Below are 14,922 nucleotides of genomic sequence, written 5' to 3'. Positions count from 1 at the left end.
GCAACAGCTTGAGTGATGACCGAACTTCCTACCCAGAATGACCTGGGCGAGGTTCAGAGGGTCTGCGGCCCGGTTGCCGCACTCTCAGCGCTGTGGCGCTCCCCTGTCGGAATATGAAGATGTGAGTGCATGGAGACGTGGTTGTACGGCCCTCAGATTACCGCTCGGTGGCCGCGAGCTGACCACAGGCACCGTCGATCTCCTGCCCACGGGTGTCCCGGACGGTGACGGGCACACCATGCGCGGCGATCGCCTCGACGAACGCCTTCTCGTCCTCGGGCCGTGACGCCGTCCACTTGGACCCCGGCGTCGGGTTCAGCGGGATGAGGTTGACGTGCACCGGCTTGCCCTTGAGCAGGCGTCCGAGCCGGTCGCCCCGCCAGGCCTGGTCGTTGATGTCCCGGATGAGGGCGTACTCGATGGACAGCCGGCGCCCGCTCTTCTCGACGTACTCGAACCCGGCGTCCAGCACCTCGCGCACCTTCCACCGCGTGTTCACGGGGACGAGGGTGTCACGCAGCTCGTCGTCGGGGGCGTGCAGGGAGATCGCGAGCCGGCACTTGAACCCTTCGTCGGCGAACCGGTGAATGGCCGGCACAAGCCCGACCGTCGACACGGTGATCCCGCGCTGCGAGAGTCCGAGCCCGTCCGGGGCGGGGTCGGTGAGGGCACGGATGGCGGTGACGACCCGCTTGTAGTTGGCGAGCGGCTCGCCCATGCCCATGAAGACGATGTTGGAGAGCCGGGCGGGGCCGCCGGGGACCTCCCCGTCCCTGAGCGCCCGCATCCCGTCCACGATCTGGTGGACGATCTCGGCGCTGGACAGATTCCGGTCCAGCCCAGCCTGCCCGGTCGCGCAGAACGGGCAGTTCATCCCGCACCCCGCCTGCGAGCTGATGCACATGGTCACCCGGTCCGGGTAGCGCATCAGCACGGACTCGACGAGCGTGCCGTCGAACAGCCGCCACAGCGTCTTGCGGGTGGTGCCCGCGTCCGTCGACAGATGCCGTACGACGGTCATCAGCTCGGGGAACAGCGCGTCGCGCAGCCGGTCCCGGGAGCCGGCCGGAATGTCCGTCCACTGCTCCGGGTCGTGCGCGTACCGCGCGAAGTAGTGCTGCGAGAGCTGCTTGGCACGGAAGGGCTTCTCACCGATCTCGGCCACCGCGTCCTTGCGCTCGGCGGGCGTGAGATCGGCGAGATGCCGCGGCGGCTTCTTGGCTCCGCGCGGGGCGACGAAAGTGAGTTCTCCGGGTGCAGGCATAACACGTCCAGTGTCGCAGATCATCTCCGGGGCCCCAGGCCAGAGCGGGGTGGGGGTGGTCACCCATGGGTGCTGACTGTCAGCGTTGGTCGGCCTCGCACGGCCCAGGGACGGCCCAGGCCCGGCGCTTAGAAGATGCGGGCACGCCCCTCGGACTGGGCCTGGGCGACTGTGACCGATTCTGCTGGCGGTCGCATGGGTTCGCCCTCGTACACCGTCGTTGCCGTCAGGACTGCCGTCGCTGCCGTCAGCCTGGTGCGTCGATCTCCTGAAGACCGGTGGTGACCTCAATGCCGACGGCGTCGCGAAGTTTGAGGGCGCCGAAGAAGCCCGAGTATGGCTTGATGCCCCATTGGGACTGCACCACGCTCCCGGCACCCTTGACGCTGCCGTCGTCTCGCTGTCGCACATCCAAGCGGAACAGACGGGTCTGCCCAACCAGAGTCAGATCTCCCTCAACGGTTGCTCTGCCGTCGTGGATCTCCACGCCTGTGGAGGTGAAGGTCGCATATCGGTGCTGATCGACACGCAGCAGCTTGTGCATCGCCTGCTGGATCTGTTCCCTGTCCCCGTCGCTGAGCGGCTTGACCCCGCCCGTGCCTTCCAGGACCTTCAGCGCGCCCAGGTCCACGCGTACCGACACCACCGTCGGCTGGGTCGCGAGGTCCGCCGGCACGGTGACGTGGCCTTCCCACTCGGTGGCCTCGATGACCAGGTCATGCCCAACCCTTGCGGCCACGCCCTGGCGAGCGGTGCGCACCAGCAACCGACCGACATGCTTGCCAATCGCGTACTCGCCTGCTGCTAGGGCCATGATTCCACCCTACGCTCGGCCAGTCGGCCACGACATCAACCGTCAACGGCTGGAACAGGGGCTGACCACCGCTTTAGGAGTTCGATCACGTGTCGCTTGGAGGCGCTTCACGGCAGGAGGGCACGGCAGCGTCTGGCTGTCCTGGACCGCTGGTGTTCCCCGGCGTTGATGTCAGCCGTGGATGTCACCCACGTCCGTTGAGGTCGTCCGCGGGGGCTTGGGCTCGGCTTGGCGCGATACCGAGGGCGAGCGGTATTTGCCGGGGGCTGTAGGTCGACTAACACACTGCGATCGGGCTGTCAGTAGTCACGGTTCAGCGAGGTTCACCATCGGGCTCCTGCTCGCCGACCAGGACTACTAGAAGACGAGCTGGCTCTCCGGGGCTCGGGCAACGCGACCGCTCCGTGCCGTCGCACCAGCCAGTGCCGGAAGCCCTTCGGCAGTGTGCCCAGTACCTCGAAGCCGAGCGACCGGTGCAGCTTCACCGCACGGACATTCGTTTCCACGGCCGCCGTGAATTGCATCGCCCGGTAACCTGCCGTACGCGCCCACTCCCCCGTGTACGCGTCGGAGTCCACGGCGCCGACCGCGTTCGGTAGATGAACATCCTCAGGTGAGAGCGGGTTGGGCAAGGTCAGTACCGAGGTGGGTACAGGTTGCCCGGCTGTGGGTACGGGTTGCCCGGCTGTGGGTACGGGTTGCCCGGCTGTGGGTACGGGTTGCCCAGCTGTGGGTACGGGTTGCCCGGCTGTGGGTAGGGGTTGCCCGGCTGTGGGTACGGGTTGCCCGGCTGTATGGTGAACGAGCCGTTGTGCAGCGGCCCCGGCGTATAGCCGCCACTTGTCAGAGCCTGCGGCGCCATGGCATCCATTGACCCTCCGTCCACGGCGACTTGGGTGAAACGCACGCTATCGAGTTCCGGATAGGCGTGGTTGGGCGACTCGATGACCGCCTCCGCGCTGACATTTTCTGCTTGAAGCGTCTTTTTGACGTGCTTGGTCCAGCCCTTGGTGTTGTCGGTCAGGGCCAGCGAGTAGCCCCCCGCGCCATCGGAGGTGACCGACGCGGTCATGCTGTCCCCCTCGGAGACCGGATCCTGCCAGTACGTCGGTGCGGCCGGATAAATCTCGTACCAAGCGGTCCTCACCGGGGAACCGCTGGAGCAGTCGGTCTGCACCCCAGTCTGCTCCACCGTGCGTGAGCCCCAGCCGTCCAGCCCGACCCAGGGGGCGAACCTGTCGTTGTTAGAACGGCAGACGACATGCGGCTCGGTCCACGAGCCGGTGATTCTGGTGAAACTGCCCTGGGTCACGTAGCCGCCCCAGTTCGAGTCGCCTGACTGGTGCTGGGCCGTGGGGTCGAACCGCACAGTCGGCATCGCGGTGGCTGCGGAGGCTACCGGGGAAAGAGCTGTCGCGGCGAGAACCAGCCCTGCTGCCGCGAATGCGGCCGGGGTGCGCCGTGTGGTGCCTGCGCTGCCTATTCGCATAACGATGACCGGTCTCCTTGCGAGTGTGGAACTGAAGTCGGGTGAGAGGGGACCGTCCGTGCGGACGGTCTACGGGGACTGGTGGTGGCAGTGCCGTCCGGAAGACGTCGTGCTGCCGACCTATGTGACACCAACACGCCGCAGGGGCGGCGAGTTGCCGACGAGCCACTTGGCCCGTCACGCGCCCGTAGCCGTTCGCCCACAGGACCGGTGACGCTGTCGGCATTCGACGGGCGGTGTCGTGCGGCGTCGTGGGCTCCGGCCCGGCGACGACTTGCTCGGATATTTCATCCCACTGGTAGCGATGGCAAGTGTTTTGTGATGGTCGTCACCACGTCGCTTCGTCACATTGTTGCCGGAGAGTCAGGGGGCGTTTTAAGAGAGTTAGTACCGTTTCAACACGTTGTGACCGTCCATAAGAACCGTCATTTCGGACACCAAGGGGCTGGCGAGTCCGGACTCCTGGTGCCCAGGGCGCCGCTTGCGGTCGTGCCGGGCGATACCTGCAGGTCGACCGCGCTTTCATCTGTATCAATTGCGGTAAATGCGGATGGAAGCTCTTAAAATGCCTTCCGGTAGGGCGGTGTGAGAGTTGACGCCTGATTTGCCGCTTCGTCGAGAGTGAGCGAGCAGGTCGCGGCGAGGGCCAGACCCGGAGACCGCACAGACCCGACGGACGGAGAGCGCGTCCTGTACGCGGGGGCAACGGAACTGCATCTGCGGGCCGACGGCAGTACCTGGGCCCAACGTCACTACACTTCAGGAGACTTGACCGTCGCCGTCCGCTCCAACGAGAGCGGTAGCAACGAGCTGAACTACCTGGTCACGGAGCCGCACGGCACCGCCAGCCTCGCTGTCGACGCCACGGACCAGGCATTCTCCCGGCGTTGCATGACCCCCTCCGGCGCACCGAGAGGCAGCACCACAGGGACCGCGTGGCCCTACGACAAGGGCTTCCTCTGCGCGGTGCTGTCGGCTGGCGTGGATGACGGCCACCTCGCCCGGAATCCGTGCTCGGCAGCATCTGTCCGGCCGCCGGCCGTCTCGTCCGCCCGGGTCGTGCCGTGGCTCCCGTCCCAAGTTCGCGCGGTCCGCGACGCTCTGCCCAAGCGGTACCAGGCCATGGTCGCCGTGGGCAGCGGCTGCGGTCTCCGACAGGGCGAGATCATCGGTCTGTCGGAGGACGCCGTGCAACTCGACGGTGACACGCTGCGGGTCAGCACTCAGGTCAAGCTGATCCGGGGTGTCGCGGTCTTCGCTCCGCGCCCAAGAGCAACAAGGAGCGGCACGTACCGCTGCCGTCCTCGGTGGCCTCTGCCTTGCGGCGGCACATGAAGAGCCACCCGCCGGTGGCAATCAAGCTGCCGTGGATGAGCCCGGACGGCCCTCTCACCGAGCGGCGCCTGATCTTCACCACCAGGGCCGAAGGGATCGTCTGGCGGAGCAACTTCAACATCCAGGAGTGGAAGCCCGCCCTTGCGACCGCCGGCCTTATTCCAACTCCCGAACCCGGCAAGCCGTACGCCTCCGCCCGGCAGCACGGAATGCACGCCCTGCGCCACTTCTACACTTCGGTTCTCCTGGACGCGGGCGAGAGCATCAAGGCCGTGAGCGAAACCTCGGGCATTCCGATCCGGCGATGACGCTGCGGGTGTACGCCCATCTGATGCCCAGCAGCAGCGAGCGAGCCCGGCGGGCCCTGGATGACGTCTTCGGTACGGCCCAGGAGCCCTGACGGCCCAGAGACGGCCCAGCGGGCACAAGACAGCCCCCTACTGGCGACAACATCGCTGGCGGGGGGCTTCTTCGTGCCCGGGGCACATCAGTTCTCCGGGACAGGCATGGTTCGTCCAGTGTCGCAGATCGACAGGAGCGGCCCAGGCCGCAGCGGTGCGCGAACGGTCACTCATGGTGCCCTCTGTCACCGTGGGCATCCCGCGCCGCGCCCGGCAAAGGGACAGGCCGCGATGAGCGGAACCGATGGCCCCTGCGGCAGCCCGGCGTGCGCCTTCCGACGCGCGGGGCGATGGCATTCGCGAGACGCTGGGAGGGAGGAGCGCGCCCGGAAGTGGCGCGTTTCCAGCTGGAACACGCACCTAGCCAAGAAGGCGGGCCGTGATGAACGACTCGGATACGGGCGCCGTGGGACGGAGCCAGGGCGAGACGGCCGGACTCTCGACGATCAGGCTGAGCGTCAACGATCAGGTGCGGCAGCTCGAGGTCGATCCGCGGACCTCGCTGCTCGACGCGCTGCGCGAACATCTGCGCCTGAGCGGCACCAAGAAGGGGTGTGACCACGGGCAGTGCGGCGCCTGCACCGTGCTGATCAACGGCCGGCGCGTCAACTCCTGCTTGACGCTCGCCGTGATGCACGAGGACGACAGGATCGTCACGATCGAAGGCCTGGGCGACCCGGATGCCCTGCACCCCATGCAACGCGCCTTCGTCGAGAACGACGGCTTCCAGTGCGGTTACTGCACACCGGGCCAGATCTGTTCGGCCGTCGGCATGCTCGCCGAGGTGGAGGCGGGCTGGCCCAGCCACGCCACGGCTGACGTGTCCGCGCTGCAGGTCGCGTTGACCGACGAGGAGATCCGCGAGCGGATGAGCGGCAACATCTGCCGGTGCGCCGCCTATCCGAACATCCTCGCGGCCATCCGCGGCACCGCGGAAGGGGGCCCCGAATGAGGCCGTTCACCTACGAGCGAGCGCCGGACGCACAAGCCGCCGTAGCCGCGGTGTCCAGGGACGGTGCGAAGTTCATCAGCGGCGGCACCAATCTGCTCGACCTGATGAAGCTCGACATCGAGAAGCCCGGCCATCTGGTGGACATCAGCCGGCTTCCGCTGCGGGACATCGAAGAACTCCCGGACGGCGGTCTCCGTGTCGGCGCCCAGGCGGCGAACTCCGAGGTGGCCGCCGACGCCCGCGTACGCACCCGCTACCCCGTGCTGTCGGAGGCGCTGGTGTCGGGCGCATCGGGCCAGTTGCGCAACAAGGCGTCCACCGGCGGAAACCTGCTGCAGCGCACTCGCTGCCCGTACTTCTACGACACCGCCGCGGGCTGCAACAAGCGCGATCCCGGGTCCGGATGCTCGGCGATCGGCGGGTTCAACCGGATACACGCGATCCTCGGCGCCAGCGACTCCTGTATCGCCACCCACCCCTCGGACATGGCTGTCGCGCTGACCGCCCTCGGAGCGGAGATCGAGCTCCTCGACGCCGATCAGGCGGTACGCGGCGTCGCCATCACGGACTTCTACCGGCTGCCGGACGATACCCCGCAGATCGAGACCGTGCTGCGGACCGGCGAGATGATCACGAGCGTCGTCCTGCCCCCGCCTCCGCCGGGCCGGCAGAAGTACCGCAAGGTGCGCGACCGGGCGTCGTACGAGTTCGCGCTGGTCTCCGTGGCGGCGATCGTCTCGACCGATCAGGGAACGATCAGTGAGGCGCGGGTGGCGTTCGGCGGTGTCGCGCACAAGCCGTGGCGGTCCGTCGAGGCGGAGTCCGCGTTGACCGGCCGTCCGGCCACGATGGCCACCTACCAGGTCGCCGCCGAGGCGGCGATGGGCGACGCGGTCGGGCAGGGACACAACGACTTCAAGATCGAGCTGGCCAAGCGCACGCTGTGCCGCACGCTGGCGCAAGTGGCCGGGGCGAGCTGAGGAGGCGGCATGATCGGGCAAGCCCTGAACCGCGTCGACGGCACGTCGAAGGTCACCGGCCGGGCCACCTACGCCTACGAGCAATGGGAGGCCGGCCGGCCGCTCTACGGTTTCATCGTCGGCGCGACGATCGGCAAGGGCCGTATCACCCGGATCGACACGGAGAGCGCCGAACGCGCGCCGGGCGTGCACATGGTGATGACCTATCTCAACGCCCCGGCGCAGGGCACTCGCGACGAATCCATTCCGTTCGAGTACTGGCGCGCACAGCCGGTACTGACCGGCTCCGACATTCACCATTACGGCGAGCCGGTGGCACTCGTCGTCGCCACGACCCTCGAGCAGGCCCGCGCGGCTGCCGACCTCGTCGAAGTCGAGTACATCACCGGGCGGGGACGGTTCAACTTCGCCGAGCAGGAAGACGAGGTGTACATCCCGAAGGTGGTCAATGCCGGCCTCCCCACCGACACCTCGGTGGGCGATTTCAATGCCGGGTTCGACAGCGCGGATGTCAGAATCGACCAGTACTACACGACGCCGTACGAGTTCTCGATGCCGATGGAACCGCACGCCTGTCTGGTGGAACCGCGTGACGAGGACCTGGTCGTCTACGTCAGCTGCCAGATCGTCGATGCGGCGCAGGCCTCGGTCGCCAGCACGCTGGGGATCGACCCGGCACGGGTTCACATCGTCACCCCCTTCGTCGGCGGGGGATTCGGGTCCAAGCTGGGCATCCATTCCGAGACGATCCTGGCAGCGCTCGCCGCTCGCGCGTTGCGCCGTCCGGTCAAGATCGCGATGACCCGGCAGCAGATCTTCCAGCTCGTCGGCATGCGCCCCACCTCCAGCCAGCGGGTTCGGCTGGGCGCGGGGCGGGACGGCCGGCTGGCGGCGATCGCCCATGACGTCACCATGCACACCAACCCCGACGTGGAGTACGCCGAGCAGACCGCCGCCACGACCCGCAGCCTCTACGCCGCGCCCCACCGGTTGACCAGCCACCGGCTGGCGCCGCTCGACCTGCCGCGCGGGACGGACGTCCGCGCACCCGGCGAGGCGCCCGGCATGCTGGCGGTCGAGTCGGCGATGGACGAGCTGGCCCATGCGCTCGACATGGACCCGGTCGAGCTGCGGATCCGTAACGAGCCCACCGTCGACCCCGAGCGGGACGTGCCGTACAGCGACCGGCACCTGGTCGACTGTCTGCGCGAAGGTGCGCGCCGGTTCGGCTGGGAGCACCGCCACGCCGCCCCGGCGAGCATGCGCGACGGGCGATGGCTGGTCGGCTACGGCATGTCGGCCGCCATCCGCGGGCACTTCCAAGGGCCGACCGCGGTGCGCGTGCGGTGGGAGGCGGACGGCACCGCCGTCGTCCAGACGGACATGACCGACCTCGGCACCGGTACCTACACCGTCCTGACCCAGGTCGCGGCCGACGGCCTCGGGCTCTCGGCCGACCGGGTGCGGATCGAGCTCGGGCGGTCCGATTTTCCCTCGAGCTGGGGGTCCGGGGGCTCGTGGGGCGCCACCAATTCGTGCACCGCGGTGCATCGGGCGTGCCTGGCCCTGCGTGAGAAGGTGCTGGTCGCGGCGGGCGGCGACACGCGCTCTCCGCTGCACGGACTCGACCCGGCGGACGCCGTGTTCTCCGGTGGCAACGTGAGTATCGGCGGCGCGTCCGAGGCAGTCAGCGAGATCGTCGCACGCAGCCGTCCCGAAGGTGTGGAGGCGGAGGGCGTGACCCGCTTCATGGGCGATGATCCGAACTACACGGACTACTCGATCAACACCTACGGGGCCCACTTCGCCGAGGTGGGGGTCGACGCGGACACCGCCGAGATCCGTCTGAGGCGGATGCTCGGCGTGTTCTCGGTGGGCCGTGTGTTCAACCCGAAGACGACCCGTTCGCAGCTGATCGGCGGCATGATCTGGGGAGTCGGCGCGGCCCTCGAGGAAGAGGCCGTCGTCGACCCTCGATCCGGCGCCTTCGTCAACCACGATTTCGCGCAGTACCTGGTGCCGGTCCACGCCGACGTCCCCGACGTCGACGCCGTCATCCTTGACGGGTTCGACGACAAGGCCAACCCCCTTGGCGCGAAGGGCGTCGGTGAGGTGGGAATCTGCGGGGCCGGCGCGGCGGTCGCGAACGCGGTGTTCAACGCCACCGGCGTGCGCGTGCGCGACTTCCCCATCACCATCGAGAAGGTGCTGCCCGGTCTACGACCGGTGGCCTGAGTCCACTCACGGGGCGCATATGTGGTCCTGAGCGGTTCCGGCCGCCCCAATCACCAGGTCACGGGCAGGGTGCGCGGTCCGCGGATCAGGCCCTGGCGCTGGAACTCGACGTCCTCGGCGGGTACCGCCAGCCGGATGCCGGGGAAGCGGGCGAGGACCGAGCCGATCATGATCTCTGCCTCCATACGGGCCATGATGGCGGCCATGCAGTGGTGGGGACCGTGCCCGAAGGCCAGGTGGGGGCCGTTGGTGCGGTCGAAGTCCAGGTCGTCGGGGTCGGGGAAGACGGCGGGGTCGCGGTTGGCGGCGACATACGCGTTGTAGATGACCTCACCGGCCCGGATCAGCTGGCCGCCGACCTCGACGTCCTCGACGGCGACCCGCGGGATACCGACGCCGTTGCGGTGCGGGACGTAGCGGAAGAGTTCGTCCACGGCCTTGGGGAGCAGCTCCGGCTCGCGGCGCAGCCGGTCCAGCTGGCGGGGGTGGGTGAGCAGCGCGTACATCATCGAGCCGCTGTTGTTGCGGACCGCGTGGCCGCCGCTGACCTGGATGGAGGTGGCCAGGGAGATCGCCTCGTCGTCGGTGATCTCGTCGGCCGCGGCGGCCAGCGCCAGCACTCCGGCGAGGTCTTCGCGGGGCTCATCACGGCGGTGCTGGAGCAGCTCGGCGAGCCGGGCCCGGGTGGCCCGGGCGGCCTCCTTGGCGCGCTCCTCGGAGTCGGCGCCGGCGGACAGCAGGGCCTCGCCGGTCGCCGCCCAGCGGTGCCAGTCCTTCTCGTCGACGCCGAGGAAGTCACGGATCACGGCGATCGGGAAGGGGCCGTGCAGATGCTCCATGAGATCGGCCGGCGGCCCGGCGGCTTCCATCACGTCGAGCAGTTCGGCCGCCCTGCGCTCGGCCATCGGCCGCAGCCGCTGCATGGCCCGCCCGGTGAAGGCGCGGGCGACGACCCTGCGCAGCCGGTTGTGCCGGGGCGGGTCGATGTACTGCAGGCCCGCCGTCTGCGAGGCCACCGGCTCCGGGCGCATGCTGGTGACGTCGCGGCCGACGACCAGTTCCCGGGAGAAGCGGGGGTCGGAGGTGACGAAGCGGACGTCCTCGTACCGGGTGATCAGCCAGGCGTGTCCCTCGCCGTGCGCGAGTTTGATCCGGGTCACCGGTTCGTCGCGCAGCACCTCGTCGAGAAAGGGGTCGGGGTCGAGGGCGGGCAGATCGTCGACGGGCCAGAACCGCACCGGAGGAGGCGGGGTCGGGGACGGGGTGGAGGCCGGGGCCGGATCAAGGGGCATAGGCACACTCCCTGCGCGTCGGAGGACACAGCGTCCTCACAGGGAGTGTGCCTCCCGCCGCACTGACCATGCTATTTCTGCTGCGGCATCCGGGGCCGACAAGCCGATGAGCCCCCGCCCTGCGAAGGGCGGGGGCTCGACTACGACAGCTGTACGTCAGCCGCTGCCGACGAAGTGCACCGTCAACAACCACACCACCGGAGCCGTCCGCAACAGCGCGAGTCCAAGCGGTCCATGCCGTACCCACTCGCCGCTACCGCGGCGCGGCGCCGTGGGCCGCCGTCACCCACTCCCGACAAACAACACCATCAACAGCCACACCACCGGAGCCGTCGGCAGCAAGGAGTCCAAGCGGTCCATGATGCCGCCGTGGCCGGGGAGCAAGGTGCCCATGTCCTTGATGCCCAGGTCCCGCTTGATCATGGACTCGCCGAGGTCACCGAGTGTGGCGCTGGCCGCGACCGCGAGGCCCAGCAGCAGGCCCTGCCACCAGGTGCCGTCGTCGATCAGGAACTGCATGCACAGCGCGCCCGCGGCCATGGCGAACAGCACCGCGCCGACCAGACCTTCACGGGTCTTGCCGGGGCTGATACGCGGGGCGAGCTTGTGGGAGCCGAAACGCCAGCCGACCGCGTAGGCGCCGGTGTCGCTGACCACCGTGAGGAGGAGGAAGGTGATCACACGGCGAGGACCGTCGTCGGCGGTGAGCATCATCGAGACGAAGGTCGCCAGGAACGGGACGTAGAACGCCGCGAAGAGACCCGCCGTGACGTCCCTGAGATAGCCCTCCGGCGGTTCTGTCATCCGCCAGACCAGCACCGCGAGTCCGGTGAGCGCCAGGGCGACCCAGGCGCCCTCGGCACCGCGGGCGTAGCCGGCGACCACCATCGCCGCGCCGCCGAGCGCCAGCGGAACCAGGGGCGCCTTGATGCCCTTGCGTTCCTGGAGCCGGCTGGTCAGCTCCCAAAGGCCCACCACGACCGCGACCGCGACCACTCCGACGAAGACGGCCTTGACGACGAACAGAGACGCCACGATCACGACGCCCAGTCCGACGCCGACACCTATGGCCGCACCCAGATCCCGGCCCGCGTTCTTCTTCTTCGGCGCGGGCGCCGGCTGCGGGGCGTCGGGCATGGGCTCCGGATTCTGCTTCTGTGGCGCCGCCTCGGGCAGCGGCCGTGCCGACGGGGTGTCGTTACGGAACGTCTCGTCTCGGAACAAGGGGCCGCTCAGCCGAGCGGCCCCCCGGTCGTCGTCCTGGTCTCCGCCGTACGCAGGATCGTCGTCGGGCACGATGGGCATGGGGCGAGTCTGCTGCGCGTCATGCGCATCGTACGCAGGACCCGCCGGGGCGGTTCCCTGGACACGACCCTGGCCATAGCCATGGGCATAGCCGTGGTCGTACCCCTGACCGGGAGCCTGGTCGTACCCCTGGCCGTGGCCGGAACCGTGGCCGTACCCCTGGCCGTGGCCAGGACTCTGGTACCCCTGGCCCTGGGCGGGACCCTGGTCGTACCCCTGGCCGGTGCCCTGATCGGTCGGCCCCCAGTACCCGGCCGGTGACCCGGCCTGCGGACCGGCGTGTGGCGGCGCTCCCCAGGATGAGTCGTTCATCAGACTTCGAGAAGCTCCGCTTCCTTGTGCTTGAGGAGCTCGTCCACCTGCGCGACGTACTTCGCGGTGGTGTCGTCGAGCTCCTTCTCGGCGCGACGGCCCTCGTCCTCGCCGACCTCGCCGTCCTTGATCAGTTTGTCGATGGCGTCCTTGGCCTTGCGGCGGACGGAGCGGATGGACACCCGGGAGTCCTCCGCCTTGCTCTTGGCGACCTTGATGTAGTCGCGGCGGCGCTCCTCGGTGAGTTCCGGGAACACCACTCGGATGATGTTGCCGTCGTTGCTCGGGTTGACGCCCAGGTCGGAGTCGCGGATCGCCTGCTCGATGTTGCGCAGCGCGCTCTTGTCGAACGGGGTCACGACCGCCATGCGCGGTTCCGGTACGGAGAACGAGGCCAACTGGTTGATCGGCGTCGGCGCGCCGTAGTAGTCGGCCACGATCTTGTTGAACATCGCCGGGTGCGCACGGCCGGTGCGGATCGCGGCGAAGTCCTCCTTGGCGACCACGACGGCCTTCTCCATCTTCTCCTCGGCCTCGAGGAGGGTCTCTTCGATCACCACTTGCTCCTGCGTGTCTTGAGTAAGGCCCGGCTGCGGTTCCGTTGTGAGGGGCGGCGGCCGGCTTCGTCGCGTCTTCTTTCCTGCACGTTTCCCGACCGGCAGAACATTGTCCATCCCCCGGTCAGGGGCGTCAGGCGGTGCCGGTCAGGCCCGGCTGCCCTGGTCACCCACCAGCGTGCCGATCTTCTCACCCTTGACGGCCCGCGCGATATTGCCCTCGGCGAGCAGCTCGAAGACCAGGATGGGCAGCTTGTTGTCGCGGCAGAGCGTGATCGCGGTGGCGTCGGCGACCTTGAGCTCGCGGGTGATGACCTCGCCGTAGCCGAGGGAGTCGAACTTGACGGCGTCGGGGTTCTTCTTCGGGTCGGAGTCGTAGACCCCGTCCACGCCGTTCTTGCCCATGAGCAGCGCCTCGGCGTCGATCTCCAGGGCGCGCTGGGCCGCGGTGGTGTCGGTGGAGAAGTACGGCATGCCCATACCGGCACCGAAGATGACCACGCGGCCCTTCTCCAGGTGGCGCACGGCGCGCAGCGGGATGTACGGCTCGGCGACCTGCCCCATGGTGATCGCGGTCTGCACCCGGCTGTCGATGCCCTCCTTCTCCAGGAAGTCCTGGAGGGCGAGGCAGTTCATCACGGTGCCGAGCATGCCCATGTAGTCGGAGCGGGCCCGGTCCATGCCGCGCTGCTGGAGCTCGGCGCCACGGAAGAAGTTGCCGCCGCCGATGACGACGGCGACCTGCGCACCGTCGCGGACGACGGCCGCGATCTCACGGGCGATCTTGTGTACCACGTCGGGGTCCACGCCCAGGCCGCCGCCACCGGCGAACGCCTCTCCGGACAGCTTCAGCAGAAACCGGCCGCGTACTTTGCCGTCGTCGCTCTTCTGGGCCTTGGTGGTCATGGAGATCCCGCCTCTTTCACATGGTGCACATACGAAGAAGGCCATTGCCGGTGGGGTCGCTTTTCGCTGCCCATGCGCGGCAATGGCCTCCTCGTCAGATCTGCCGCCGTCCGTCACGACCCTGGGTTTGGCCGGGTACCCGGACGACTGCTGTCGACCGACCCTATCGGGATTTCCCCGCGGGTCGCGCGTCGATCGCGGTACGGACTCAGATGCCGACCTTGATGCGCGTGAAGCGCTTCAGGGTGACACCGGCCTCGTCCAGAACCTTCTGGACCGACTTCTTGTTGTCGAGCGCGTACGGCTGGCCGAGCAGCGTCGCGTCCTTGAAGAAGCCGTTCAGACGACCCTCGACGATCTTCGGCAGGGCGGCCTCGGGCTTGCCCTCGGCGCGGGTGGTCTCCTCGGCGATACGGCGCTCGGACTCGACGACGTCGGCCGGCACCTCCTCCTTGGAGAGGTACTTCGGCGCGAAGGCGGCGATGTGCTGGGCGACGCCCTTGGCGACCTCGGCGTTCGGCTTGTCGAGCTCGACGAGGACACCGATCTGCGGGGGCAGGTCGGGCATCGTGCGGTGCATGTAGGCGAGCACGAAGCCGTCGGCGTACTGCGCGAAGCGGTCCAGGACGATCTTCTCGCCGAGGTTGGCGTTGGCCTCGTCGACGTACGCCTGGACGGTCTTGCCGGGCTCGATCTCGGAGGCGAGCAGGGCCTCCAGGTCCGCCGGGGCGGACTTGGCGACGTGCTCGGCGATGGTGTTGGCGACGGCCTGGAACTTGTCACCCTTGGCGACGAAGTCCGTCTCGCACTTCAGCTCGACAAGGACGCCGGAGGAGTTGTCGTCGGCGATGATCGAGACCACGGCGCCGTTCTCGGCGGAGCGGCCCTCGCGCTTGGCGACGCCCTTCTGGCCCTTGATACGGAGCGCCTCGACGGCCTTGTCGACGTCGCCGGCGGCCTCGTCCAGGGCCTTCTTGCAGTCCATCATGCCGGCGCCGGTGAGCTCGCGGAGCTTCTTGACGTCAGCGGCGGTGTAGTTCGCCATGAGTCTGTAAGTCTTTCTCGAAGTCTGGAAGATCG

Annotated in this window: 11 protein-coding genes and 2 pseudogenes; 4 read left to right on the top strand and 9 right to left on the bottom strand. The window is 68.4% G+C overall.

What is annotated here, in order from left to right; genetic code table 11:
• Positions 1-157: 157 nt before the first annotated feature.
• From rlmN to ABTY98_RS04775, 4 genes and pseudogenes are all read right to left on the bottom strand, one after another.
• Complete coding sequence (gene rlmN / locus ABTY98_RS04790; protein ID WP_352219419.1) at positions 158-1,264, bottom strand: dual-specificity RNA methyltransferase RlmN; 1,107 nt, start codon at positions 1,262-1,264, stop codon at positions 158-160.
• A 247-nt stretch (positions 1,265-1,511) separates the two neighbouring features.
• Positions 1,512-2,078 (bottom strand): YceI family protein, encoded by a 567-nt coding sequence (locus tag ABTY98_RS04785; protein WP_352219418.1) that lies wholly within the window; start codon positions 2,076-2,078, stop codon positions 1,512-1,514.
• 323 nt (positions 2,079-2,401) lie between these two features.
• A pseudogene (locus tag ABTY98_RS04780) lies at positions 2,402-2,641 on the bottom strand (hypothetical protein); the annotation flags it as partial.
• A gap of 71 nt (positions 2,642-2,712) precedes the next feature.
• A complete protein-coding gene (locus ABTY98_RS04775; protein ID WP_352219417.1) occupies positions 2,713-3,456 on the bottom strand; it encodes a G1 family glutamic endopeptidase in 744 nt (247 codons plus the stop codon).
• A 1,074-nt stretch (positions 3,457-4,530) separates the two neighbouring features.
• On the opposite strand from ABTY98_RS04775, the pseudogene ABTY98_RS04770 reads away from it, so the two are divergent.
• The 4 genes and pseudogenes from ABTY98_RS04770 to ABTY98_RS04755 form a co-directional block, all read left to right on the top strand.
• A pseudogene (locus ABTY98_RS04770) lies at positions 4,531-5,302 on the top strand (tyrosine-type recombinase/integrase); the annotation flags it as partial.
• A gap of 383 nt (positions 5,303-5,685) precedes the next feature.
• Positions 5,686-6,255 (top strand): 2Fe-2S iron-sulfur cluster-binding protein, encoded by a 570-nt coding sequence (locus tag ABTY98_RS04765; protein ID WP_352219416.1) that lies wholly within the window; start codon positions 5,686-5,688, stop codon positions 6,253-6,255.
• The gene (locus ABTY98_RS04760) at positions 6,252-7,235 is read left to right on the top strand and encodes an FAD binding domain-containing protein (RefSeq protein ID WP_352219415.1); all 984 of its coding nucleotides are present in this window, start codon (positions 6,252-6,254) and stop codon (positions 7,233-7,235) included. The genes ABTY98_RS04765 and ABTY98_RS04760 overlap by 4 nt, the downstream gene beginning before the upstream one ends.
• Positions 7,236-7,244: 9 nt before the next feature.
• Positions 7,245-9,470, top strand: coding sequence for a molybdopterin cofactor-binding domain-containing protein (locus ABTY98_RS04755; protein ID WP_352219414.1), 2,226 nt, complete (start codon positions 7,245-7,247; stop codon positions 9,468-9,470).
• Between the two features lie 50 nt (positions 9,471-9,520).
• On the opposite strand, the gene ABTY98_RS04750 is transcribed toward ABTY98_RS04755, so the two are convergent.
• The 5 genes from ABTY98_RS04750 to tsf form a co-directional block, all read right to left on the bottom strand.
• A complete protein-coding gene (locus ABTY98_RS04750; protein WP_352219413.1) occupies positions 9,521-10,762 on the bottom strand; it encodes a cytochrome P450 in 1,242 nt (413 codons plus the stop codon).
• 282 nt (positions 10,763-11,044) lie between these two features.
• Positions 11,045-12,379 (bottom strand): phosphatidate cytidylyltransferase, encoded by a 1,335-nt coding sequence (locus tag ABTY98_RS04745; protein ID WP_502994148.1) that lies wholly within the window; start codon positions 12,377-12,379, stop codon positions 11,045-11,047.
• Entirely contained in the window at positions 12,379-12,936 is a 558-nt protein-coding gene (gene frr, locus ABTY98_RS04735) for a ribosome recycling factor (RefSeq protein WP_351712500.1), read from the bottom strand. The genes ABTY98_RS04745 and frr overlap by 1 nt, the downstream gene beginning before the upstream one ends.
• Before the next feature lie 147 nt (positions 12,937-13,083).
• Positions 13,084-13,842, bottom strand: a complete 759-nt coding sequence (pyrH, locus tag ABTY98_RS04730; protein WP_352219410.1) for a UMP kinase — start codon at positions 13,840-13,842, stop codon at positions 13,084-13,086.
• Between the two features lie 208 nt (positions 13,843-14,050).
• Entirely contained in the window at positions 14,051-14,887 is an 837-nt protein-coding gene (gene tsf, locus ABTY98_RS04725) for a translation elongation factor Ts (RefSeq protein WP_352219409.1), read from the bottom strand.
• Between the last annotated feature and the right edge of the window lie 35 nt (positions 14,888-14,922).

The organism is Streptomyces sp. NPDC096040 (genome assembly GCF_040303265.1).
GTDB lineage: Bacteria > Actinomycetota > Actinomycetes > Streptomycetales > Streptomycetaceae > Streptomyces.
The sequence above is the reverse complement of the archived record's forward strand: the minus strand, read 5'-3'. Positions and strand labels throughout refer to the sequence as shown.

Bases quoted from the DNA above. Each gene is read 5' to 3' on its own strand.
- ABTY98_RS04765 (WP_352219416.1), top strand. From the start codon at position 5,686: ATGAACGACTCGGATACGGGCGCCGTGGGACGGAGCCAGGGCGAGACG.
- ABTY98_RS04755 (WP_352219414.1), top strand. From the start codon at position 7,245: ATGATCGGGCAAGCCCTGAACCGCGTCGACGGCACGTCGAAGGTCACC.
- ABTY98_RS04775 (WP_352219417.1), bottom strand. From the start codon at position 3,456: ATGCCGACTGTGCGGTTCGACCCCACGGCCCAGCACCAGTCAGGCGAC.
- ABTY98_RS04785 (WP_352219418.1), bottom strand. From the start codon at position 2,078: ATGGCCCTAGCAGCAGGCGAGTACGCGATTGGCAAGCATGTCGGTCGG.
- ABTY98_RS04745 (WP_502994148.1), bottom strand. From the start codon at position 12,379: ATGAACGACTCATCCTGGGGAGCGCCGCCACACGCCGGTCCGCAGGCC.
- ABTY98_RS04750 (WP_352219413.1), bottom strand. From the start codon at position 10,762: ATGCCCCTTGATCCGGCCCCGGCCTCCACCCCGTCCCCGACCCCGCCT.
- tsf (WP_352219409.1), bottom strand. From the start codon at position 14,887: ATGGCGAACTACACCGCCGCTGACGTCAAGAAGCTCCGCGAGCTCACC.
- pyrH (WP_352219410.1), bottom strand. From the start codon at position 13,842: ATGACCACCAAGGCCCAGAAGAGCGACGACGGCAAAGTACGCGGCCGG.
- rlmN (WP_352219419.1), bottom strand. From the start codon at position 1,264: ATGCCTGCACCCGGAGAACTCACTTTCGTCGCCCCGCGCGGAGCCAAG.
- ABTY98_RS04760 (WP_352219415.1), top strand. From the start codon at position 6,252: ATGAGGCCGTTCACCTACGAGCGAGCGCCGGACGCACAAGCCGCCGTA.